Annotated in this window: 21 protein-coding genes and 1 tRNA gene; 3 read left to right on the forward strand and 19 right to left on the reverse strand. The window is 38.7% G+C overall.

What is annotated here, in order from left to right:
* Positions 1-99: 99 nt before the first annotated feature.
* From tsf to OZX60_06865, 3 genes are all read right to left on the reverse strand, one after another.
* Positions 100-1,134 carry a translation elongation factor Ts gene (gene tsf / locus OZX60_06855; GenBank protein ID WEV45145.1) on the reverse strand — a complete coding sequence of 345 codons (1,035 nt, stop codon included), beginning with the start codon at positions 1,132-1,134 and terminating at the stop codon, positions 100-102.
* Positions 1,135-1,224: 90 nt separating this feature from the next.
* Positions 1,225-2,010: a 30S ribosomal protein S2 gene (gene rpsB, locus OZX60_06860; GenBank protein ID WEV45146.1), complete on the reverse strand. Its 786-nt coding sequence runs from the start codon at positions 2,008-2,010 to the stop codon at positions 1,225-1,227.
* Positions 2,011-2,154: 144 nt separating this feature from the next.
* The gene (locus tag OZX60_06865; protein ID WEV45147.1) at positions 2,155-3,141 is read right to left on the reverse strand and encodes a sodium:calcium antiporter; all 987 of its coding nucleotides are present in this window, start codon (positions 3,139-3,141) and stop codon (positions 2,155-2,157) included.
* A gap of 199 nt (positions 3,142-3,340) precedes the next feature.
* On the opposite strand from OZX60_06865, the gene OZX60_06870 reads away from it, so the two are divergent.
* Positions 3,341-3,411: transfer RNA gene (locus OZX60_06870), tRNA-Cys, on the forward strand.
* Positions 3,412-3,474: 63 nt separating this feature from the next.
* Here OZX60_06870 and OZX60_06875 read toward each other — a convergent pair.
* The 11 genes from OZX60_06875 to argR form a co-directional block, all read right to left on the reverse strand.
* Entirely contained in the window at positions 3,475-3,693 is a 219-nt protein-coding gene (locus OZX60_06875; protein WEV45148.1) for a hypothetical protein, read from the reverse strand.
* Between the two features lie 95 nt (positions 3,694-3,788).
* The gene (gene adhE, locus OZX60_06880; protein ID WEV45900.1) at positions 3,789-6,341 is read right to left on the reverse strand and encodes a bifunctional acetaldehyde-CoA/alcohol dehydrogenase; all 2,553 of its coding nucleotides are present in this window, start codon (positions 6,339-6,341) and stop codon (positions 3,789-3,791) included.
* A gap of 290 nt (positions 6,342-6,631) precedes the next feature.
* The gene (locus OZX60_06885; protein ID WEV45149.1) at positions 6,632-7,072 is read right to left on the reverse strand and encodes a low molecular weight phosphotyrosine protein phosphatase; all 441 of its coding nucleotides are present in this window, start codon (positions 7,070-7,072) and stop codon (positions 6,632-6,634) included.
* Positions 7,073-7,103: 31 nt separating this feature from the next.
* Positions 7,104-9,344 carry an HAD-IC family P-type ATPase gene (locus OZX60_06890; protein ID WEV45150.1) on the reverse strand — a complete coding sequence of 747 codons (2,241 nt, stop codon included), beginning with the start codon at positions 9,342-9,344 and terminating at the stop codon, positions 7,104-7,106.
* Between the two features lie 33 nt (positions 9,345-9,377).
* Positions 9,378-10,382, reverse strand: a complete 1,005-nt coding sequence (gene ruvB / locus OZX60_06895; GenBank protein ID WEV45151.1) for a Holliday junction branch migration DNA helicase RuvB — start codon at positions 10,380-10,382, stop codon at positions 9,378-9,380.
* Positions 10,383-10,536: 154 nt separating this feature from the next.
* Positions 10,537-10,695, reverse strand: a complete 159-nt coding sequence (locus OZX60_06900) for a hypothetical protein (protein ID WEV45152.1) — start codon at positions 10,693-10,695, stop codon at positions 10,537-10,539.
* A gap of 93 nt (positions 10,696-10,788) precedes the next feature.
* Positions 10,789-11,379, reverse strand: coding sequence for a Holliday junction branch migration protein RuvA (gene ruvA, locus OZX60_06905; protein ID WEV45153.1), 591 nt, complete (start codon positions 11,377-11,379; stop codon positions 10,789-10,791).
* A gap of 14 nt (positions 11,380-11,393) precedes the next feature.
* On the reverse strand, positions 11,394-13,379 hold the full coding sequence (gene mutL / locus OZX60_06910; protein ID WEV45154.1) for a DNA mismatch repair endonuclease MutL: 1,986 nt from the start codon (positions 13,377-13,379) through the stop codon (positions 11,394-11,396).
* 96 nt (positions 13,380-13,475) lie between these two features.
* A complete protein-coding gene (gene mutS, locus OZX60_06915; protein WEV45155.1) occupies positions 13,476-16,067 on the reverse strand; it encodes a DNA mismatch repair protein MutS in 2,592 nt (863 codons plus the stop codon).
* Positions 16,068-16,103: 36 nt separating this feature from the next.
* Positions 16,104-16,475, reverse strand: a complete 372-nt coding sequence (locus tag OZX60_06920) for a YlbF family regulator (protein WEV45156.1) — start codon at positions 16,473-16,475, stop codon at positions 16,104-16,106.
* Positions 16,465-16,920 (reverse strand): arginine repressor, encoded by a 456-nt coding sequence (argR, locus tag OZX60_06925; protein WEV45157.1) that lies wholly within the window; start codon positions 16,918-16,920, stop codon positions 16,465-16,467. Before argR ends, OZX60_06920 begins: the two co-directional genes overlap by 11 nt.
* A gap of 244 nt (positions 16,921-17,164) precedes the next feature.
* Between argR and argS the strand changes: the two genes are divergently transcribed.
* Positions 17,165-18,856, forward strand: coding sequence for an arginine--tRNA ligase (gene argS / locus OZX60_06930; GenBank protein ID WEV45158.1), 1,692 nt, complete (start codon positions 17,165-17,167; stop codon positions 18,854-18,856).
* A gap of 98 nt (positions 18,857-18,954) precedes the next feature.
* The gene (locus OZX60_06935; GenBank protein ID WEV45159.1) at positions 18,955-19,137 is read left to right on the forward strand and encodes a hypothetical protein; all 183 of its coding nucleotides are present in this window, start codon (positions 18,955-18,957) and stop codon (positions 19,135-19,137) included.
* A 58-nt stretch (positions 19,138-19,195) separates the two neighbouring features.
* Here OZX60_06935 and rpsU read toward each other — a convergent pair whose 3' ends face one another.
* From rpsU to rsfS, 5 genes are all read right to left on the reverse strand, one after another.
* Positions 19,196-19,372, reverse strand: coding sequence for a 30S ribosomal protein S21 (gene rpsU, locus OZX60_06940; protein WEV45160.1), 177 nt, complete (start codon positions 19,370-19,372; stop codon positions 19,196-19,198).
* A gap of 316 nt (positions 19,373-19,688) precedes the next feature.
* On the reverse strand, positions 19,689-20,402 hold the full coding sequence (locus OZX60_06945) for a YebC/PmpR family DNA-binding transcriptional regulator (protein WEV45161.1): 714 nt from the start codon (positions 20,400-20,402) through the stop codon (positions 19,689-19,691).
* A 65-nt stretch (positions 20,403-20,467) separates the two neighbouring features.
* Positions 20,468-21,586 carry a nucleotidyltransferase gene (locus OZX60_06950; protein WEV45162.1) on the reverse strand — a complete coding sequence of 373 codons (1,119 nt, stop codon included), beginning with the start codon at positions 21,584-21,586 and terminating at the stop codon, positions 20,468-20,470.
* A gap of 5 nt (positions 21,587-21,591) precedes the next feature.
* Positions 21,592-22,329, reverse strand: a complete 738-nt coding sequence (locus OZX60_06955) for a class I SAM-dependent methyltransferase (protein ID WEV45163.1) — start codon at positions 22,327-22,329, stop codon at positions 21,592-21,594.
* 1 nt (position 22,330) lies between these two features.
* Entirely contained in the window at positions 22,331-22,690 is a 360-nt protein-coding gene (gene rsfS, locus OZX60_06960) for a ribosome silencing factor (protein ID WEV45164.1), read from the reverse strand.
* Positions 22,691-22,736: the final 46 nt, after the last annotated feature.

Consider the following 22,736-nt stretch of genomic DNA (forward strand, 5'->3'; position numbering starts at 1 on the left):
CTAGTCTAATAGTCTAAATTGCTTTGTAAATTATACCACAATTTAGATAATTATGATAGTTTAAAAAAAAAAAACACCTCAAAAGAGATGTTTTTTTAATTATTTGCTTGCTGCTTTTGTTTGAGCTGCAACTTCTGCTGCAAAGTCGTTTACAGCTTTCTCAATTCCTTCACCAACTTCGAAACGTACGAATGCAACAACTTTTGCATTTACTGAATCTAAGTAAGCTTCAACTGTTTTGCTGTCGTCCATGATGTAAACTTGAGCAAGAAGTGTGTAAGCTTGGTCAACTTTAGTGTTGTCAAGCATGAAGCGGTCCATTTTACCTGGAATGATTTTATCCCAGATTTTTTCTGGTTTACCTTCAGCTTTAAGTTCAGCTTCGATGTTTTCTTTTGCTTCAGCAAGTACTTCGTCAGTGATTTGAGCACGTGAACCGAATTTAAGAGCTGGAAGTGCTGGTTTGTTAACCATAGCACGTGATTCGTTATCTTGCTCGATAGCGTGGTTCATTTGTGCAAGTTCATCAGTGATGAATTGTGCATCAAGTTCTTTGTATGAAAGTACTTGTGGTTTCATAGCAGCGATGTGCATTGAAACTTGTTTAGCTAAAGCGTCATCTCCACCGTCGATAACAGCGATAACCCCGATACGTCCACCATTGTGTTGGTAAGCACCAAAGTGTTGCTCGTCAGTTTTTTCTAAAAGAGCGAAACGACGGAATGAGATTTTTTCTCCGATTGTAGCTGTAGCGTTAACATAAGCTTCTTCAAGAGTTTCTCCGTTAGCCATTTTAAGAGCCATAGCTGCTTCGTTGTCAGCAGGACGTCCTTCAGCGATAACTTTAGCTGTTTCGTTTACAAGAGTAACGAATTGGTCGTTTTTAGCTACGAAGTCAGTTTCAGAGTTGATTTCAACTACTGCTGCAACGTTACCGTCAACGTAAACACCAGTAAGTCCTTCAGCTGCTACACGGTCAGCTTTTTTAGCTGCCTTAGCCATACCTTTTTCACGAAGAAGCTCAACAGCTTTTTCCATGTTTCCATCAGTTTCAACTAATGCTTTTTTAGCGTCCATAACACCAGCACCAGAGATTTCGCGTAGTTCTTTAACTTGAGCTGCAGTAACTGCCATTTTTCAGTCTCCTTGTTTGATTTTTTATTAAGAAAAGGCGAGGCCAAAGCCCCGCCTTAGCGTTTGTAACTTTAAAAAGTTATCCGATTCTTACTTGTTGTCACCTTCAACAACTTCAACGATTTCTTCGATTGAATCATCAGAAGAAGTTTCAGTTGCTGCAAGTTTAGCTTCAACAGATTCAGCTGCATCTTCACCTTGACGGCCTTCGATGATAGCGTCAGCCATTTTACCAGTGATAAGTTTAACGGCACGGATAGCATCATCATTTGCAGGGATGATTACATCGATTGGATCTGGGTTAGCGTTAGTGTCAACCATAGCAACGATTGGGATATTAAGTTTAGTTGCTTCTTGAACAGCGATTTGTTCTTTATGTGGATCAACAATGTAGATAACGTCTGGGATGCGAGGCATATCAGCGATACCACCTAGGAATTTTTCAAGACGTTCACGTTGTTTGTTAAGTAGAACAACTTCTTTCTTAGGTAAAACTTCGAAAGTTCCATCTTCTTCCATACGGTTGATTTCTTTAAGACGTGCGATACGTTTTTGGATAGTTCCCCAGTTAGTTAGGGTTCCACCAAGCCAACGGTGGTTAATGTAGTATTGACCAGCACGAAGTGCTTCTTCTTTAACAGCTTCAGCTGCTTGTTTTTTAGTACCAACAAATAGTACAACAGCTCCATCAGCAGCTGCATTACGCATGTAGTTATATGCGCTATCTGCCATTTTCACAGTTTTTTGTAGGTCGATAACGTGGATTCCGTTACGTTCTGTGAAGATGTAAGGTTTCATTTTAGGGTTCCAACGGCGTGTTTGGTGACCGAAGTGAACACCTGCTTCTAGTAGTTGTTTCATTGAAATGACTGCCATTTTGCAAGTCTCCTTTATATTTTGTTTTTTCCCTCTCCCAATCATCAACTTGCCTAAAAGACCCTAGGGCACATAGAAGACAATCCGATTGAAATGTGAAATTATAGCTGTAATAACAGCCTTTTTATTATATATTAAATATCTTCATTTGACAATAACTATAGATATAAAAATTACATATAAAATCAAAAGAAATATTCCTTCTTTTTTAGAAATTACGTGAATTTTTGAGTTGTAGATAGAAAGAGCGAACAAGAAGAGGACGAATAAAAGCATAGGAAATATAGCTGTTAGGTAGATACTAGGTATACCTATACCACCGCTAGACATGGCGACTCCTGTCCCTAGAACAAGCAATAAATTTAAAATATTAGCGCCCAGTATGTTACCAATTGCAATTGCCCCCTGTCCTTTTCTTGTAGCTTGTATAGCTGTTGTAAGTTCTGGTAGGCTAGTTCCAAGGGCTACTACTATAACACCAATAACTGTTTGCGGAATATTTATTCGTTCAGCAAATACTTGTATACTGGCCACTAATAGACTCGCTGAAGCTGCCACTAAGAGAGCAAATAATATTATGCTCACTATCAATTTTGCATTTCCATCAGACTTAACATTTGTTTTTTTAGATAAAAGCAAATTTGTTTCCCTCTTTTTTAGAGGACTATTTCTAAATTGCTCAACGATATAATAAATCATAAAAATCAGCATTACAAAGCCAACCCATTGGTCTATATATCCCTTAAAATAACTTGCTACAATTGGAATGAGGGATGCCGCTAGAAAAAAGTTATAACTCTTGCTGGTCTGAATGGTAACTGGTAAGGGGGCAATGAGTGCTGATACTCCTACAATCAAAGTAATATTAGACATGACAGAACCCACAGCATTTCCTAAGGCCAAATCTGATGATCCATTCAAAATAGCTATGACGGCAGTTGATACTTCTGGAAGGGTGGTTCCAAGTGATACAATTGTTGCCCCAATGACAACCTTGGGAATAGCTAAATTCTCTGCTAAAACAACCGAATTTTCCACCATCAAATCAGAAAATTTTGATAGGGCGTAAAGTGATATAAGGAAAATAAAAACTAAAATTATTACTGGTAAGTTTAACATCAATCCGTACATAAAAGACCTCCTCTGTCTTATAAATAAAAAAAGCGAGATACCAAAAGCTATCTCCCTCCCAAGAAGATAAACTTGAAGCATCTCGCTCAACCTTAAAAACTATTTTATTGTTGAATTAACTATATCATATAATTAATTTTTCATCAAATTTGGTGCTTGACTAAACAAGTGGTAATGGGTTACAATATTACAGTAGTTCGGCGGCATAGCCAAGTGGTAAGGCACGGCTCTGCAAAAGCTTGATCGTCGGTTCAAATCCGTCTGCCGCCTTAATAAATAACAGAAAAAAGAAGACTTGAGGTCTTCTTTTTTGTTCATCTGAAATTTACTTCATCATAGATTAATCAAATGTAGAAGATTAACTACAAAAATCGCTAGGGCAACCACTAAAATAATTACAAGTAAAAGACGATAAAGCCCCATTCCCTTCTGATCAGATGCCATTTTGCTTCCAGCAAGATCATCATGCCAAAAACGGTAGGTAACATAAATTACTAGGACAACTAGCAGTAAGCTTAAAAGCAATGAACTTAATAATAACCAAGTAGCCATAATTTCTTTCCTCCTAATAGATTTTAATTATAAAAATAAGTTCATTTATAGTCAAAAAAAGCAGCCCTTTATTATAAGCTAGGGCTGCCTTTTTTCTATCCCTTGTAGTCGTAAGCTACTTGGATAATATTTTTAAGTTCTGAGATTAGAGGTTCTTTAGGGTTGGCAGTTGTACATTGGTCTTCATAAGCTTTTTCAGCCAGGTGATCAACGTCCCTATCCATTTGTCCTTTAGTAACCCCTTGGGCACTCCAGTTCATAGAAATTCCAACTGAAACTCCTAGATCATAAACTGCCTTGGCAAGAGATTCTACCAATTCTTCTGTCGTATTTCCTGGAAGTCCTAGGAAGCGTGCGATATCAGCATAGTCAGTATCAGCACGGAAGAAGTCATATTTAGGGAACATGGCATGTTTTTGAGGATCTTTTGCATTGTAGCGAATAACATGCGGTAAAAGAATGGCATTAGTACGTCCGTGAGGAATGCTCCAAGCTCCACCAACCTTGTGGGCGATTGAATGGGTAATACCTAGGAAGGCATTGGCAAAGGCCATACCAGCAATTGTTGATGCATTATGCATCTTCTCACGGGCTTCCTCGTCCCCATTTTTAACTGAATCTTCAAGATAGTCAAAGACAAGTTTAATGGCTTGAAGAGATAATCCACGAGTGTAGTCACTTGCCATAACTGATACATAAGACTCAATAGCATGAGTTAAAACGTCCATTCCAGTATCAGCTGTAACACCTGCTGGGACTGACATTACAAGTTGGGGATCAATAATTGCAATATCAGGAGTCAAAGCATAGTCTGCTAGAGGGTATTTAGTGTGGTCATCGCTATCAGTAATTACGGCAAATGGTGTAACCTCTGAACCTGTACCTGATGTTGTTGGGATACAGATAAGCTCAGCCTTTTGAGCATAAGGAATCTTATAGGCACGTTTTCTGATATCAAGGAATTTTTGTTTAGCACCAAAGAAGCTTACGTCTGGGTGTTCAAAAAACATCCACATAGCTTTGGCAGCATCCATAGCAGAACCACCACCAAGAGCTACAACAACATCTGGGTTAAAGTCCATAAAGACTTCTAATCCCTTGTAAACAGTATTAGTTGATGGGTTCGGCTCAACATCTGAGAAGATAGCAACTCGTGGGTTATTTGGATTTTTTTCAAGTTGGGTACGAACTAAGTCAGCATAACCAAATTTAACCATTCCTGGGTCACAGACAAGCATTACTCGCTCAGCCTTAATCTGTTGTAGGTAGGTAATTGAATTTTTTTCAAAGTAAACCTTTGGTGGTAATTTGAACCACTGCATATTATTTCTTCTTTTAGCTAAAGTTTTTACATTAATCAAATCAAGGGCTCCAACATTATGTGAGATTGAATTGTGTCCATATGATCCACAACCAAGGGTAAGAGATGGAATCATTTCATTATAAATATTTCCAATTCCACCTTCTGCTGATGGTGTATTTACAAGGACACGGCAGGCTTTCATACGAAGACCAAAACGGATTTGTAAATCTTCATCTTCTGTATGAATTACAGCTGTATGTCCAAGACCTCCTAAATTAAGCATGGCTTCAGCCTTATCAAAACCATCTTCTACACCATCTGATTTAATAAGTGCTAAAACTGGTGAAAGTTTTTCACGAGATAAAGGATAGTCTTCTCCCACACCGGCAATCTCTGCAAGAAGAAGTTTAGTTCCTTTTGGTACTTTAATTCCTGCAAGTTTTGCAATGTTTTCAGCCGAGTGACCAACAATCTTTGGATTTACAGCATGGCCATCAGGCTGCATAACAACAGCTTCAAGTTTTTTAAGCTCACTTGGGTTTGAAACAATATAGCAATTGTGTTTTACAAATTCTCTCTTAACTTGCTCGTAGATTGACTTATCAACGATTGCTGCCTGTTCACTGGCACAAATCATTCCGTTATCAAAGGTTTTAGATAGGATAATATCATTTACAGCACGTTTTACATGAGCATCACTTGCTAGGTAGCTTGGTACATTACCAGGACCAACTCCAAGGGCTGGTTTTCCAGTAGAGTAAGCAGCTTTTACCATAGCAGAACCACCTGTCGCAAGAACTGTAGCAACACCTGGGTGGTTCATAAGAAGGTTGGTAGCCTCAATACTTGGTTTTTCAATCCATGACACACAGTTTTCAGGAGCTCCTGCCTTAATTGCTGCATCTCGAACAATGCGAGCTGCCTCAGCTGATGATTTTTGCGCTGATGGGTGGAAGGCAAAAACGATTGGATTACGAGTTTTAAGGGCAATCATAGCCTTAAAGATAGTAGTTGATGTAGGGTTTGTTGTAGGAGTTACCCCGCAAATAACACCAACTGGTTCTGCAATATGAATTAGTCCAGCCTGATCATCACGGTCAATGACACCGACTGTTTTATTGTCCTTGATAGCATTCCAAATGTATTCTGAAGCATACATATTTTTAATGGCTTTGTCTTCATAGATTCCACGTCCTGTTTCCTCTACGGCCATCTTAGCAAGAGGCATGTGCTCATTTAAAGCCGCCATACTCATCTCATGAACAATATGGTCAACTTGCTCTTGGTTAAGTTTTTCAAGTTCTTTAAGGGCATAGTTGGCCTTACCAACCAACTCATTAATCATAAGCTCAGTTTCTGAAACTTCAACAGTTTCTACAGTCTTTACTACCATCTTTTCTCCTTTATAAGTCATTTGCAACTTTGTTAATTATTTATCAAAGTTATTATATCACAGACGTAAGAAATGTAAACCATTTTTTGATAATTTTTTCACTATTTTTAGGGTTAAAAAACCTTATTTAGCTCTAAAATACTTATATTTAAAGGTTTTTTAGTTAAAATTTGTTAATTTATATTTTAAAAAATGTTATAAAACTAACAAATATCATTAAAAAAAGAATCTCCAAGAGATTCTTACTTAAGTTGATCAATTATTTTTCTGCTTCCGCTTCTTACAAGCTCATAAGTTTCATCAAAGTCACCGGTAAAATAAGGATCTGGAACACTTTTTCCTTCGATAAAATGATGAATTTTTCCCTTGTATTCCTGAGGAGACATGACTAAAAGGTCCCGGTAATTATTTTCATCCATGGCATAAATATAGTCGAAATTTTTAAAATCTACATCAGATATTTTCCTACTTGTCTTTGTACTATCATAGATAATCCCGTGCTCTTTAAAAATATCAAGGGTTCCCCCGTGAATTTTATTTCCGTGCTCCCAGTTACCAGTCGCAAAACTTTCAACCTGATAATCATCTGAAAGCCCTGCTTTTTTAAGTTCATCCTTGAAGACAAACTCTGCCATTGGACTTCTGCAAATATTACCCAAGCAAACAAAGGCTACTTTTTTCATAAATTACCATACTCCATTTCTATCTTTCTTTCTATCTTCTTAATAATCTTACTTTTTCCAGTCCCCAGTAAATCAAAAGAACCATAAGCGACAAGAGGCCACAGACCAAGTAGTCAGCTCCTCCAAAACTAGCTATGTTTTTATCAATGAATAAAACATCAATAACAACAGCTATAATGGCTGAAATAGCGAGGGCTAAAATTAGAATTTTATTATAGTAATTAAGGGGACGACTAACTACCCCAACCATTAGCAAACCATTTAACATGGCGATAATCAAGCAAATGAGACTCACCTTGCTGTAACCACTAACAAAAATATTTGCCAGAATACTTGATACCACAAGGGTCGAACTTCCGATACATGCATTGACTAAAACATCCCTCATAAAATTATCAGCTACCTTGGCCTTACTTTCCTCAAAGGTCAAGAAGAAGGAAGGTACACCAACCGTAATGGTCGACAGTAAGGTAAGTTGAATGGGTGTAAAGGGAAATCTTAGGGCAAATAAGATGGAGATGACTGAAAAGGCAATGGAAAAGAAGGTTTTAATCAAAAAGAGGGACTCAACCTTTTGAATATTATTGATAACTCGTCTACCTTCCATCAATATGTCATAAAAGACACCAAAATCATCAGTTAAAAAGATAATATTTGAAACACTCTTGGCAGCACTGGTAGCCCCGTTCATGGCAAAACTTACATCTGCTTTTTTAAGGGCTAAAACGTCATTTACCCCGTCCCCGCTCATGGCAACTGTCTTTCCTTCTTCCTGGAGGATTTCAACCATTCTTTCCTTCTGACTAGGAGTGACCCGGCCAAAAATATCATATTTTAAAACAACCTCACGAAAGTCATCATCTGCAACTTGACTCATATCAATAGCACGCGCATCCTTTGAAAAACCTGCTTCACGGGCTACCCCAAGAACAGCTAGATGATTATCCCCACTTATTATCTTAATATCCACATCCTGACTAGAAAAATACTCGAAGGTTTTCTTGGTGTTATCCTTGATTTCATCTGACAATATCAGACTTCCAATCATTGATAAATTATAAGGACTTTCTACATAGTCCTTGCTCCAGGCAAGGGTCAAAATCCTATAACCCTCAAGTTTTGCCTCCTGAAATTTTTCTGGAAGCTCTTCCTTAAGATCCAAAAATTCAGCTGCCCCAAAGAAATAGGTCCCCTGGCCTTCAACTTGAATATAGGAATACTTATTTTTACTTGAAAAAGCACCAATGTTTCTAACGTCCCAGGTTCTTTTTAATTTTAGAGCCTGCTTAAGGGCCCTACTTGTAGCATTTTCATCATCAAAATAAGAAAGATAGTTTTCAAGAATATCCTTAGTTTTTGAATCAATATCAACAAGTTTCATCCTCCCTGTCGTAATTGTCCCTGTCTTATCAAAACACAGAACATCTACCCGAGCTAGGGTTTCCACACAAAATAACTCCTCAACCAGAACCTTTTTACGAGACAGTTTAAGGGCAGATACTGCAAGGGATACACTCACCAAAAGAATAAGTCCCTCAGGAATCATTCCCACAAGAGCTCCCGAGGTAGCTAGAACAATCTCATCATAGCTAAAACCCTTATAATAACCTCTTAGTGACATAAGAATCGCTAGAGGAATTAAAAGGAGGGAAATAATTTTTAAAATCTCATTTAAGTTATCCCTTAATTTTGAAGGGTATTTTTTAAAAACCTTGGTCTTTTGGGCAAACTTATTAATATAGCTTGCATCTCCTACGGCCTCAACCTTGACCAAGCAGTGACCACTTAAAACATTACTACCACTTAAGAGCTCTTCTCCAATCCCCTTTAAAATACTGTCACTCTCACCTGTTAATAGGGATTCATCAACTTCTATTTGGCCTGAAATAATCCTCCCGTCAACGGGTATCTGATCTCCTATGTTTAAATGGAGGTAGTCGCCGTGAACAATCTCTTCTGAATAGATTTTAACTGTTTTCTTATCCCGGTTAACCTCATATTCACTTCGGCTTAAAAGTTCAAGTCTTTCCAAGGCCAGCTTAGAGCGAATCTCCTGAACACTTCCTATAACTGAGTTAACTACAATAACAAAGACAAAGGTCAGATTTTCAAAGCGTCCTGTTGTAGCAACTATAATTGCTAGGACAAGAACCATCCCATTAATAAAGGTGAAGGTATTTGAAAGAATAATTTCCCAGACTGACTTAGTTATCTTGTCAGTACTTACATTCTTTTCAGCATGTTCAACCTCTTGACTTGTTAAATATTCCAAAAGCCTTTTCCTCTTATATCCTTTAAATAATTACTAATCTTCCTCGAAAAAAGGAAGACCTAGGTGATCATAGGCGAGTTTTGTAACCTTCCTGCCCTGTCTTGTTCTTACAATGAAACCTTTTTGAATCAAATATGGCTCATACATATCCTCAATGGTCTCACGCTCTTCAGCAATATTTACTGCTATAGTCGAAAGACCAACAGGCCCTCCGTCATATAATTCTATCATTGTTTTTAGGATCTTTTGATCGATATAATCAAGACCTGCCCGGTCAATATCAAGCATGCTTAAAGCCTGGTCTGTCACTTGCTCATCGACTAGACCAGTCCCCTTAATCTGAGCATAGTCCCTAACTCTTTTTAAGAGGCGGTTGGCTATCCGGGGAGTACCACGACTTCTAAGGGCCAACTCAAGGGCTCCCTGATCACTTATTTCAACATCAAATAAGCCTGCCGTCCTTTTTACAATCTCTTCCAGGTCATGAACCTCATAATATTCCATATGGGCTGAAATACCAAAACGGGCCCGCAAGGGATTTGAAAGCATACCAGCACGTGTGGTAGCACCCACCAGGGTAAAGGGAGGAAGTTCCAAGTGAACACTTCTACTTCCGTCTCCATTACCTAGCATAATATCAATATAAAAATCTTCCATGGCCGAATAGAGAATCTCCTCAACATTCATGGGCATCCGGTGGATTTCATCAATAAAGAGAACATCCCCTGGTTCAAGCTCATTTAAAAGGGCGACCAAATCCCCTGGTTTTTCAATGGCAGGCCCTGATGTTTGCTTGATATTAACACCTAGTTCCTGGGCAATAATAAAAGCCATAGTTGTTTTCCCAAGACCTGGGGGACCAAATAAGAGAACATGATCAAGACTTTCCTCACGCATGAGAGCTGCCTCAATAAAGATTTCTAATTGTTCCTTAACCTTGTCCTGGCCAATATATTGGGCAAGCCTTTGGGGTCTTAAGGAAAGTTCACTTGAAAGTTCCTGACCCTGAGCCTTACCATCTAAAAATTCATTTGTCATTGTCATCACTCTCCTACTAGGCTTTATTATAGCATAAGAAATAAGGGTAGGAATCAGCCAAACTATGTAAAATATGTGACATAAATCCTTTCTTCTACCAGCATTTACTGGCCAAATAAAAAGATTCAGAGCCTTAGACTTTGAATCTTTTTAATTATTTTTTCTTTTGAAAAAACATTTTCAATTGATCATGGAAACTGGTTCCAAGATTTCTCTTAATAATCCCCATACGTGTTACAAGGCAAATTAAAAAGACATCTAGGATTAACCAAAAAACACCCCAACCACCTAAATTACTTAAAAAAGTAAGCATGATTACCACCAAAACCCTAATTTTATATTAAAAACCTACATCTTTTCTAAAAAAATAGCAAGTAATCTTTTATATTATAAGCTTATAGACTAACTAGCGCATCATAAACTTAAGGGCAGATTTAATATAACCTTCAGTTGTATCAGAACTTCCCTCCAGATTCTTCCTAACCTTCTTGAGTTCACTGGCCTTATAACCCAAGGCTTCCAAGGCTTCAAGAGCTTCTTCGAGAGCTGTATTTTGATTCTCTACCCGCGCTTCAGCAAATAAATTACCACTTGGATTAAGTTCAAATTTTCCTTCAAGATCTAAAACCATCTGCATGGCCGTCTTCTTCCCAACCCCAGGAAACTTCATCAAATATTTAGTATCACTGGCATGGATAGCTTCAACCAAACCCTCATTATCAGAACTTGCAAGAATAGCCAGGGCTGATTTAGGACCAATCCCTGAAACACTGATTAATTTTAAGAAAAGAGCCTTTTCGTCCTCACTCATAAAAGCATAAAGGGTGTGGGCATCATCTCTTATTACCTGATGAACATAGACCTTAAGCTCAGTATTCATCAAATGAGAAAAACTATAGGGATTAGCCACCTGGAGGAGGTAACCAATTCCTGAAACATCAACAACAATATAAGTGGGAGTAATCTTTACTAGAACTCCTTTGAGGTATTCATACATATATCTACTTTCTATTAAAACTCTAAATCCCAACCACCCTTGTGATTTTCTTGGATTCTTCTAAACATTTTTTCCATGTCAGCCTTAGTAAAATGGACTAAAACAGGTCGACCATGTGGGCAATTATAGGGATTTTTACACCGAGATAAATCCACTAAAAGCTGTCTTGCACTAAAATCGTCAAGATAATGATTGGCCTTGATAGACTGCTTACAACTCATCATAATGGCAAGATCAGCCCGGTAATCCTTAACGCTCACCTGACCAAGATTTAAAAGCATGTCAACCATCTGATAGACTGCTCCTTCAACCTCATCTTCCTTCATCCAGGTTGGATGCTCCCGTAAAATAAACTGCTGGTCACCGTATTCCATCAGATTTAAACCAACCTCCCTTAAAAGAGGTAATTTTTCCTTAATTAAAAGAAAATCATTCTTAGGAAAATCAAAAAGATAAGGAATTAAAAGCTGTTGCTTAAGGTCTTCGACCTGACCTATTTTTTCCCTAAAATATTCATACTTAATCCTTTCCTGGGCAGCATGCTGATCGACAATATAAAGACCATCACGCCCCTGGGCAAAAAGATAGGTGCCGTGCATCTTTCCGAAAAATTCAAGTTCCGGGAAGGTCGACTTTTCTTCGCCTTCAAGTTTTTTTGCAAGACCACTTAAATTTTTTACATTTTTTTTATCAAGCTGGTGGAAATCAGGATGCTCTGAATCTTCTGAGACAGGTCCATTCTCTCTCTTAGCCTGTTTGGCCCCCAGAGGTTGACTAACTCTTTCTTCTTGAAATTCCCCTTCTGGAACACTAGATCCTTCAAAAGAAGGACCAGCATTCCTGTCGATTTCAACAGTTGTTTCCTTTAATCCTTCCTCAGCAACAAAGAAATCCTTTTTTTCCTGGTCATAAAAAAGATTGGTGCTTTTTAAGGGCAGGCTCGTTTGAATACCCTTGGTCTCCCTTGTTTTGGAAGATTTTTGCAAATTGTCTAAGGCATCTGGAATCAAAGTTTCCTTGTTTAAGCTCTCAGCAATCAGCCTTGATATGAGATCCATAAGCTCTTTTTCCTTAGAAAGACGGACTTCCTGCTTACTTGGATGGACATTGACATCAATCAAAAAGGGATCCAGTCTAATATCAAGCACAGCCAGCGGAAAACGCCCCACCATAAGCTTACTACCGTAGCCATTAATAATAGCCCGGTTAATCAAGAAATTCTTAATATAGCGGCCATTGATTAAAACCGTAATGTAATTTCTATTGGCACGGGTAAGTTCAGGAAGGGAAATATAACCCCTAATATCAAAATCAAGGTCACTTCCTGAAATTTCAACCATTTTTTTAGCGGTTGCTAGACCGTAAACCCCAGCAAGGGCTGCACGCAAGTCCCCATTTCCTGCCGTCCTCATCAGGCTTCTTCCATCACTTATAAGGGTAAAGGAGATTTCCGGGTGAGCAAGACTCTGGCGATTAAGTACATCACTTATATGAGAAAGCTCTGCCTGCATACTTTTCACATATTTTAGTCTAGCAGGGGTATTGAAAAACAAATTTTCAACCCTGATTTTAGTCCCCTGCCTTTTAGCCAAGAGCTTAACTTCTTTAATATGACCACCTTCAGCAAAAAGCCTGCTCCCTGCCGCTTCATCAGCAACGCTTGTTTCAATCGTCATGAGGCTAACACTTGCAATACTTGGCATGGCCTCTCCCCTGAAACCAAGACTTTTAATTCGAAAGAGGTCATCAATCGTTTTAATTTTACTGGTAGCGTGACGCTTAAGGGCAAGTTCAATATCATCACTACTAATACCCTCTCCGTTGTCTGTTACAACAATCGATTTCAAACCACTTTCTTCAATGCTTACGGTAATTTGGGTACTTCCAGCATCAATTGCGTTTTCAACAAGCTCTTTTACAACACTTGCAGGACGCTCAACTACCTCACCAGCCGCAATTTTATCAGCCAAGTAGGGATCTAATTCTATAATTTTTGCCATCTTTTTCTCCCTCTTCTAATCTATGATAATTATAACAAAAAAGTGGCTGACCACTTTTTCATCTAATATTTTAAAATGTAGATTTTTCTAAGAAAACTAAAGTAGACCCTTTAACTCCCAAAGAAAGTTCATCGAATCCATTAGAGTCATGCTTGTTAAGTCGAGATTGCGGATTTTTTCAAGAATCTCCCCGTCAATTTGGGGATCAGTGAAAAGATCCAGCTGCTGAACCCTTTCCTCAACCTTATTTTCTACTATATTATTTTCTGTTATCTGTTCTACTTGTAGCTTATACTGTGAGTCATTCTCTTTTGATTTCTCTTCTAAAGAAGCCAAAATACTCTCAGATCTTTCCAGTAAATCTTCCGGAAGTCCGGCAATCCTTGCCACATGAATTCCGTAGGACTTATCAGCTGGACCATCTTCAATCTTATGGAGGAAGGTAACTGTCCCATTTTCTTCAAGAGTTGAGACATGAACATTTTTTAAGGCTGTAAGGGTCTTTGAAAGTTCTGTTAACTCGTGATAGTGAGTGGCAAAAAGGGTCTTTGCATGGATATTACGGGCAATGTATTCAATGATTCCTTGGGCTAAAGCCATACCATCATAAGTCGCAGTCCCCCTCCCCAGTTCATCAAATAAGATCAAACTCCTACTTGTTGCCAGACGGATGGCATTATTAGCCTCCATCATCTCAACCATAAAGGTTGACTGACCTGAGGTCAGATCATCACTTGCTCCAATTCTTGTAAAAATAGCATCGAACAGAGGTAAAACCGCTCTTTGAGCTGGTAGATATGAACCCATCTGAGCCATGATTACAGAAAGAGCCAACTGGCGCATGTAGGTCGATTTACCACTCATATTAGGACCTGTAATCAGCTGAATTTCAACGTCCTCAGATAAAATAATATCATTTGGTATATATTCCTGCCTGCCAAGAACCTTCTCAACAACTGGATGCCTTCCGCCTTCAAGAATCAGGTTTCGTCCTTCCTCAAGAATTTCTGGTCTTGAATATTGGTAGTTTTCTGCTACAAGGGCAAGTGAAAGGAGGCAATCAAGTTCACCCACAGCTCTTGATAAGGCCTGAATCCTTGGAATATAGGATTCAACTAAAGCTCTCAATTCTAAAAATAATTCATACTCATAGACTGATGATTTCTCCCTGGCTTCAATCATCCTTCCCTCAATTTTGGCCAATTCCTCACTACCAAAACGCTCAGAATTTTTAAGGGTTGCCTTCCTAAAGAAGTGTTCAGGAACTTGATCTAAATTACTGTTGGTAATGTGGAAATAGTAACCATCCTTACGGTTATAGTCAATTCTTAGGCCATTAATTCCTGAATTTTGCCGCTCGCGCAACTCAAGCTCTGAAATCCATGCTGTTCCGTCCCTTAAGGTAATCCGGTAGTCATCAAGTATATCATTGTAGCCGTCCTTAATAATCCCGCCTTCGGTTATAGACTTGGGTGCATCCTCAGAGATGCTGTTCCCTAGAAGTTTTCTTAGGTCTTGGATTTCATCAAAAGACCCAACCAAAGTATCTAAAACAGGACTTGCAATACTCTCTAAAATTCCTCTAATTCTTGGTACCTGCCTGAGGGTATTTAAAAGCTGCAGCAGATCTTGACCATGGGCCTTACCAAAGGAAATCTTACTGGATAGTCTTTCAATATCATAAACTCCTTTTAGGGCCTCTAAAAGATCAGCCCTTTCAAAGAAGTTATCAAGAAAGACTTGAATCAGATCCTGCCTCCGTCTAATCTTATGGGCCTGAATGAGGGGACGCTCAATCCATGAACGCATCATCCTGGTTCCCATGGCAGTCTTCGTTTCATCCAAAAGACCAAATAGGCTCCCTTGTTTTTTACCTGTCTTAAAATTAGCTGTAAGTTCAAGGGAACGCTTGGTGGCATAATCCATTTTTAAAAAGTCGGTTAACTCATAGGTTCTAAGTTCCTGCAAGTGACTTAGACTTCTTTTCTGGGTCTCTTTAACATAAGTAAGAAGTTTTGCGGCAACACTTTTTTCAAGGGAGCTCAAGGAAGCCTGAATCAGGTCAGATTCCTCTGCAACAAAATCTGCTTCCTTTTGATAACTTACTAGAATATTAAGTTTTACCTTGATTAAATCAAGGTCTGCCTCATCTGCCTCATAACCCAAAATAATTTCCTTGGTCTGAAGGCTTGCGGCTTCATTTAAGACATCTAAAAAATCAGCAATCTTTGTTACGTAAAACTCACCTGTCGCAAGATCAATATAAGAAAAGCCATATGATTCTCCGTCATAGTCAACAGCAGTTAGATAGTTATTGGTCTTGTCACCATTTAGACTATCAACGGCTGTACCAGGAGTTACAACCTGTACTACCTCCCTTTTGACCACACCCTTAGCTGTTTTGGGATCCTCCACCTGTTCGGCAATGGCCACCTTGTAGCCCAAATCAACTAGGATATCAATGTACTGCTGGGCACTGTGGTAGGGCATTCCAGCCATGGGGATGGGATTTTTAGCATTTTTATTCCTGCTCGTTAATGTTAGTTCTAAAATTTGAGCAGCTCGGACTGCATCCTCATAAAAAAGCTCATAAAAATCACCCATCCTAAATAAAAGTAAGGCATCTGAATAATCTGCCTTAATATTTAGATACTGCTGCATTCCTGGTGATATTTTTTCCTCTGCCATTTTCTTACCTTCCTTAATTTAAGGACCTATCTATTCTTATTTCTCTTTGTCAGTTGCCTGTTTCAAACCCTCATTAATCTTTCTTTCAAGCTCCCCTGAAATATAATCCAAAAGATCACTAACATCTAAAAGTTTAGCACGATACTGCCTTATCAGCAGGTCCTTATTTAAATCTTCTTCAATTTCAGTCGCCCTTTGGAGGGTTTCTTCATAGGCCCGATTTTTTTCAATCTTTTTAAAAAGAACTGCCTCCTTCTGGAGGTCCTTCATTTCTTTTTCCTTTTGCCAGATGACCGGGTTTTCCTTAATCTTTCCTTCAAGTTCCTTAAAATCACGCACATAGTCAAGTTCAGCTAGGCTATTCTGTAATTCCTTGAGAGCTTCTTCATAAGCCTTATTATTCTTCATAAGAAATAGCCCTATTTACCTCAGCATAAAGATTTTCAGCGTCTTCAATACTTGCGCAAGTTACTAGAAGAGTATCAGCTCCTGCAAGAGTTCCTAAAATTCCTTCATGATTTGATTCATCCAAAATATTAGCTAAAATATCAGCTTCTGAAAGTCTGGTATGAATTACTACCATGAACATAACACTTGAAACCTTTAAAACATGATTGCGAAAACTTTGATCAAGCCCTTCAAAAGGACTAAGTTCCCCGTCAAGTAAAGTATAAAACGATCCAGAAGAGGATCTATTTTTAATAATTCCAAGTTCTCTAATATCGCGTGACAATGTAGCCTGAGTAGTGCTTGCCCCGTTTTCTGCCAGAAGTCTACTAAGACCTTCCTGGGTTTCAATTTTATTTTCTCTTATTAATTTCTTAATAAGTTTATGTCTATCATTCTTCTTCATGCTAATAATTATACTAAAATTTATCATTTTTATAAATATAGGACACTTATCATTATCTGACTCAACTACAGTTTAAAAAAATTATCCAATCCTATCAAATGATTTTCAAGACTTTAGTATTGTAAGGCATTAATGCACCTTTTCATCCACTTTAACAAATCCCTTACAAATGGTGAAAAGGTTAAATGAAAAACAACTTTATGTTATAATATTCAGAGCTAAACAAATAAAATAGGAGACCCTAATGGACGATAAAAAACTAGTTGCTGGAAAAATTTTTGCAGCTCTTGATGGAGCCCTTGAGCTTCAAGATATCGAGAACCTACTCGAAAAACCAAAAAACTCTGACATGGGAGACATCGCCTTCCCTGCCTTCACCCTGGCTAAGTCTCTACGGAAGGCCCCACAAATGATCGCAGCTGACCTTGCTGAATCAATCGACAAAGACGGACTTGAAAAAGTTGTCGCGATGGGACCATACCTTAACTTCTTCCTGGACAAGAACGCTGTTTCAACTAAGGTCCTTGACGAAGTTGTAGCACGTAGTGACCACTATGCCGACCAAAATATCGGTGAAGGTGCGAACGTTGCCATCGACATGTCTAGCCCAAATATCGCAAAACCTTTCTCAATTGGACACCTGCGTTCAACTGTAATCGGGGACGCTCTAGCTAACATCTACAAGAAAATTGGCTACAACCCAATCAAGATCAACCACCTGGGAGACTGGGGTAAACAGTTTGGGATGCTGATTGTTGCCTACAAGAAATACGGGAACGAAGAGGCTGTTAAGGCTCACCCAATCGACGAACTATTAAAACTTTACGTCCGCATCAATGAAGAGGCCGACACTGATCCAACAGTTGACGAGGAAGCTCGCGCCTGGTTCAGAAAGCTTGAGGATGGTGACGAGGAAGCTCTTAGCCTTTGGAAATGGTTCCGTGACGAGTCGCTTGAAGAGTTCAACCGCCTGTATGAAAAAATGGGAGTTGAGTTCGACTCATACAACGGTGAAGCCTTCTACAATGACAAGATGGATGAAATCGTAAACCTGCTTGAAGACAAAGGACTGCTTCAGGAATCTCAAGGGGCTACAATTGTTGACCTTGAAGAATACGGCCTAAATCCAGCCCTTATCAAGAAGTCTGACGGTGCTACTCTTTACATCACCCGTGACCTTGCTGCTGCCAAATTCCGTAAGGACAACTACGACTTTGCTAAATCTATCTACGTGGTAGGTGGAGAACAGGCTGCCCACTTCAAACAACTTAAGGCTGTTCTTACTGAAATGGGATTTGACTGGGCAAACGACGTTGAACACGTGCCATTTGGTCTAGTAACCCGTGAAGGTAAAAAACTTTCTACCCGTAAAGGTAACATTATCCGTCTTGAGCCTACAATGGACGAGGCTGTTGAACGTGCCCTAAAACAAATTGAGGCTAAAAATCCTAACCTTGCCAACAAGGAAAAAATTGCCCACCAGGTAGGTGTTGGTGCCGTTAAGTTCTTTGACCTTAAAAACGAACGTACAAATGGATATGACTTTAGCCTGGAAGACATGTTAAGCTTTGAGGGTGAAACTGGACCTTATGTGCAGTACACTCACGCCCGCATCCAGTCAATCCTTAGAAAAGCTAACTACGTGGCTGATTCAACAGTTGTTGCAAACTTCGACGATGCTGAATCTTGGGAAATCATCAAGCTGATTCAAGAATTTCCAGCAGTTATCCACCGTGCAGCTGACCGTAATGAGCCTTCAGTTATTGCCAAATACGCAATCAACCTGGCCCAGGCCTTCAACAAATACTACGCCCACGTACGTATCCTTGAAGAAAATGATGGACTACAAGCTCGTTTGGCTTTAGCTGACTCAACAGCAACTGTAATCAAAGAAGCCCTCCGCCTACTAGGTGTTGAAGCTCCAGAAGAAATGTAATAAAAGAAAAAGCGCTGATGCGCTTTTTTTGTTTTTTTCCTTATAAATGTTTTTTCTACCTTTCTTTAGTGCTATAATAAGCTCATAAAGGAGATAAAATGAATAAAAAAGTATTTTTTCTAGTTCTTATTTTTTGGTTATTCCTAGAGGTCTTGGAATACTTGCTTCCAAGTACCTCTCCCTGGCTTAGTGGATTATCTTTTTGGATTCCCATCTTCTATGTGGCCTACTATCTTCTTCGTTATATTTATCTGTGGCTGAAGACTCCTGTCACCAAATAAAATAAAATAAAAAAATACCTAACCGCGGCCAGGTATTTTTCTCTAATTAGAAATCTAATTAGAATTTTTTACGTTTACGAGCTGCTTCTGATTTACGTTTACGTTTTACAGAAGGTTTTTCGTAGTGCTCACGTTTGCGAGCTTCTTGAAGAGTTCCAGCTTTTGTTACAGAACGTTTGAAACGACGAAGAGCATCATCAAGAGATTCATTTTTACGAACTACAGTTTTTGACATATTTTTCACCCCATTCCCGTTTCATTGTTATGCAAAGAAGCATACCAGATAATTCTATCATAAATAGATATTCTGTCAACCCTTTAGGGAATTTATTTTATTTTTTAAATTCATTTCCCCAAATAAATCTTCTTTCTTTACATCCTTTACATATAACCGTAAATAAACTTGTAACCTTTCTTTACATGACTGAGGAAAACAAGGGCTAAAATCCTATAATTATTGAATCCATATCGTGACAACTACCTGTAAATGATTTACTTAAATCTTTACAAAAGAAAAACCAGATTGCTCTGGTTTGATCTTTTTATTAAACTTATTCAGCCACGTTGTGGTAAACTTTTTGAACGTCGTCGTCTTCTTCAAGAACTTCAACAAGTTTTTCGAAGATTTCAAGGTCTTCAGCTGAAAGTTCAACCTCAGTTTGAGGGATCATTTCAAGTTCACTTACTGAGAACTCTTCAACTCCGTTAGCTTTTAGGGCTTCCATAGCACGGTGGAAATCTTCTGGCTCAGTGTAGACGATGATTTGGTCGTCTTGAGCTTCAACGTCACGAACGTCGATGTCTTGATCAAGCAGGTATTCGAAGATTGCATCAGTGTCGTCACCCTTGAATCCAAGAACTCCAGTGTTGTCAAACATGTATGAAACGGCACCTGATGCACCCATGTTTCCGCCATTTTTACCAAAGGCAGTACGGATGTTTGCGGCGGTACGGTTTACATTGTTTGTAAGAGTGTCAACGATGATCATTGAACCATTTGGTCCAAATCCTTCATAACGTCCTTCAGTGAAGGTTTCGTCAGCCCCACCCTTAGCCTTGTCGATGGCACGGTCGATGATGTGTTTTGGCACCTGAGCCTGTTTAGCACGCTCAAGAACCAGGCGAAGCGCAGCATTTGCTTCTGGATCTGGATCACCTTGTTTGGCAGCCACGTAGATTTCTACACCAAATTTAGCGTAGACCTTACTAGTTGCTCCGTCTTTTGCTGTTTTCTTAGCGACAATATTTGCCCATTTACGTCCCATTGTGGACCTCCTCTGTTAATTTCCTACATATTTTACCATAAATTTACTAACTATTAAATTATATCTTAAGCTTTGATATAAGGGATACGGCCATAATTTTGCTCAAAAATTCCAGGATCTCCAAGCCTATAAATATCATCTGCTCTTTGGCTCAAAGGATCCCACGGATCTTTTCCGATTCGAGAAATAAATTTAACCTGATCCTTTAATTCCTTAACATGACTTCGACCTCTATTACTCATGGCTAAAATTCTAACTCCCTGAGTTTTTTTCAAGGAATCAAAGTCTGTCTTTTTAATATCAAGTAAAACATAGGTTAAAAGTCTTCTTACTCGGGCCTTGGTATAGCGTTTGGTATGAACCTTATTGACTAAATCATCAAAATCACTAGCCTTCCGGCTAGCAGCCTTAATCCTAACCTCAAGCTCTTCATTCATTTGAAAAATCGAACTAAGATTAGTTGAAATAATCTTATATTTCAAAAGTTGATAAAAGTTCTTCCAACTAACTGCTGGTTTATGCTGAAGAAGGTCATAACTTTCAGTAGGAAGAAATGATGCCACCTCTTCATTCTTTTCAAGTCCCTGCCTAATAGCAGTAGCACTAGCAAAATCACCTACAAGCTCTTGTGAGTGAAAGGCTTGACCCTGTCTTTTTATCCCGTTCATCCTTATAGATGGTTTATATTTAGCTATTCCCTTTAAGTAAGCAAGAGCCAAAACATGATTAGGGGAATCCCCGCTAAAACTTATCCCTGTAAATTCAGACCACATGGCCTGAGTCTTTTCAGGATAAGACATACTCTTTGGTAATTCAGCCAAATAAGCATCCATCTGAGGTTTTTGGTTGCGGTAAATCTCAAGAACCTGGTCATAGTCAATGTCAGATTCTGTTCCAAAAACAAGATTATCAATCCCCACCCTAGCTAGCAGTTCAAGAGAGCCGTCAGCAAAAAAGTCAGCCCCCTGAACACTTGAAAGAACAGGAAGTTCTAGGACCAGATCAGCACCACAAAGAACTGCCATTTGAGCTCTAGTCCACTTATCAATAACTGCTGGTTCCCCTCTTTGGAGCCAGTTGCCACTCATGACAACAATCTTTGTTCCCTCTGCCTGGTCTAAAAGGTACTTATGACCATTATGAAAGGGATTAAACTCAGCTACAATACCTGTAATAGTTGCCATAAATTCTATTTTTTACACACGAAAAACCAGCGTGCGCTGTCTTCTTTAGGTTGTTCATCTTCAAAGTCTGCATAAACCTCAACTGATGAAAAACCTGCATTTTCTAGCATAATTTGATAGTTGTAGATAGTATAAGTTCTCTCATCATGAATTTCATCTCTACGGATAAATTTTCCGTCTTCTTCGTCTTTTACAAAAAAGGTTAATTCATGGGTAATTGAATGCTCATGAAGTCCCGGATAGCTATCCCAGACAAAGGCAAAGTCTTCATCATTTTCATGGTAGCTGTAGCCAGGGAAGACCTGATCAATTTGATGGGTCGAATGAACATCAAAAATAAAGGTTCCTTCATCATTTAGGCTTGAATAAACTTCATCAAAAACCTTTTGAACTTCTTCCTGATTAGGCATGTAGCAAATCGAATCCGAGTAGCAGGTAACTAAATCATAGGTATCAATTTGTCCCAAGTCCCGCATATCTCCTTCAATCCAAGCAACATCAAGATCTGCATCAACTGCTCTATTATAAGCAATTGTAAGCATTTCTTCAGAAAAATCAAGGCCATAGACCTTGTATCCTTCTTCTGCAAATTTGAGGGAAAGTTTTCCAGTACCACAAGCTAATTCAAGAATTTTTTTAGTATTTTTTGAAGCATGTCTGATTGAAAAATCATACCAAGCATCATAAAGACTATCATCCATGATGCTATCATAAACACGCGCAAAATCCTCGTAAATTGCCATCTTAATCTAATCCAATCATTCCTGAAATATCAACTAAAGGTGCATCTGACCAAAGTTTTTCAAGATTGTAGAAGCTTCTTTCATCATGTGAGAAGACACTTACTACAACGTCAAGGAAGTCAATTAGCACCCAACCGCTATTTGGATTTCCTTCAATATGGTGGGCACGCATGCCAGCTTCTTCAGCCTTATCAACAATATTGTCAACGATAGCTCCGATTTGGCGAGTATTCATGGCTTCCATTACGATGAAGGCATCACTAACTCCACTGATTCCTTTCATATCCATAACTACAATATCAAGGGCTTTTTTATCATCAGCAGCCTTGACAACTGTTTCAATAAGTTTATTTGTATTCAATTTATTCTCCAATATTTTCTATATCTACATGCATGTCTTACTTATA

The sequence above is a fragment of the Streptococcaceae bacterium ESL0687 genome, assembly GCA_029392475.1.
Taxonomy (GTDB): Bacteria; Bacillota; Bacilli; order Lactobacillales; family Streptococcaceae; genus Floricoccus.

Excerpts from the sequence above, each read along its gene's own strand:
- tsf (WEV45145.1), bottom strand. The coding sequence starts at position 1,134 with ATGGCAGTTACTGCAGCTCAAGTTAAAGAACTACGCGAAATCTCTGGT.
- rpsB (WEV45146.1), bottom strand. The coding sequence starts at position 2,010 with ATGGCAGTCATTTCAATGAAACAACTACTAGAAGCAGGTGTTCACTTC.
- OZX60_06865 (WEV45147.1), bottom strand. The coding sequence starts at position 3,141 with ATGTACGGATTGATGTTAAACTTACCAGTAATAATTTTAGTTTTTATT.
- OZX60_06875 (WEV45148.1), bottom strand. The coding sequence starts at position 3,693 with ATGGCTACTTGGTTATTATTAAGTTCATTGCTTTTAAGCTTACTGCTA.
- adhE (WEV45900.1), bottom strand. The coding sequence starts at position 6,341 with ATGATTAATGAGTTGGTTGGTAAGGCCAACTATGCCCTTAAAGAACTT.
- OZX60_06885 (WEV45149.1), bottom strand. The coding sequence starts at position 7,072 with ATGAAAAAAGTAGCCTTTGTTTGCTTGGGTAATATTTGCAGAAGTCCA.
- ruvB (WEV45151.1), bottom strand. The coding sequence starts at position 10,382 with ATGACAAATGAATTTTTAGATGGTAAGGCTCAGGGTCAGGAACTTTCA.
- OZX60_06900 (WEV45152.1), bottom strand. The coding sequence starts at position 10,695 with ATGCTTACTTTTTTAAGTAATTTAGGTGGTTGGGGTGTTTTTTGGTTA.
- ruvA (WEV45153.1), bottom strand. The coding sequence starts at position 11,379 with ATGTATGAATACCTCAAAGGAGTTCTAGTAAAGATTACTCCCACTTAT.
- mutL (WEV45154.1), bottom strand. The coding sequence starts at position 13,379 with ATGGCAAAAATTATAGAATTAGATCCCTACTTGGCTGATAAAATTGCG.
- mutS (WEV45155.1), bottom strand. The coding sequence starts at position 16,067 with ATGGCAGAGGAAAAAATATCACCAGGAATGCAGCAGTATCTAAATATT.
- OZX60_06920 (WEV45156.1), bottom strand. The coding sequence starts at position 16,475 with ATGAAGAATAATAAGGCTTATGAAGAAGCTCTCAAGGAATTACAGAAT.
- argR (WEV45157.1), bottom strand. The coding sequence starts at position 16,920 with ATGAAGAAGAATGATAGACATAAACTTATTAAGAAATTAATAAGAGAA.
- argS (WEV45158.1), top strand. The coding sequence starts at position 17,165 with ATGGACGATAAAAAACTAGTTGCTGGAAAAATTTTTGCAGCTCTTGAT.
- OZX60_06935 (WEV45159.1), top strand. The coding sequence starts at position 18,955 with ATGAATAAAAAAGTATTTTTTCTAGTTCTTATTTTTTGGTTATTCCTA.
- rpsU (WEV45160.1), bottom strand. The coding sequence starts at position 19,372 with ATGTCAAAAACTGTAGTTCGTAAAAATGAATCTCTTGATGATGCTCTT.
- OZX60_06945 (WEV45161.1), bottom strand. The coding sequence starts at position 20,402 with ATGGGACGTAAATGGGCAAATATTGTCGCTAAGAAAACAGCAAAAGAC.
- OZX60_06950 (WEV45162.1), bottom strand. The coding sequence starts at position 21,586 with ATGGCAACTATTACAGGTATTGTAGCTGAGTTTAATCCCTTTCATAAT.
- OZX60_06955 (WEV45163.1), bottom strand. The coding sequence starts at position 22,329 with ATGGCAATTTACGAGGATTTTGCGCGTGTTTATGATAGCATCATGGAT.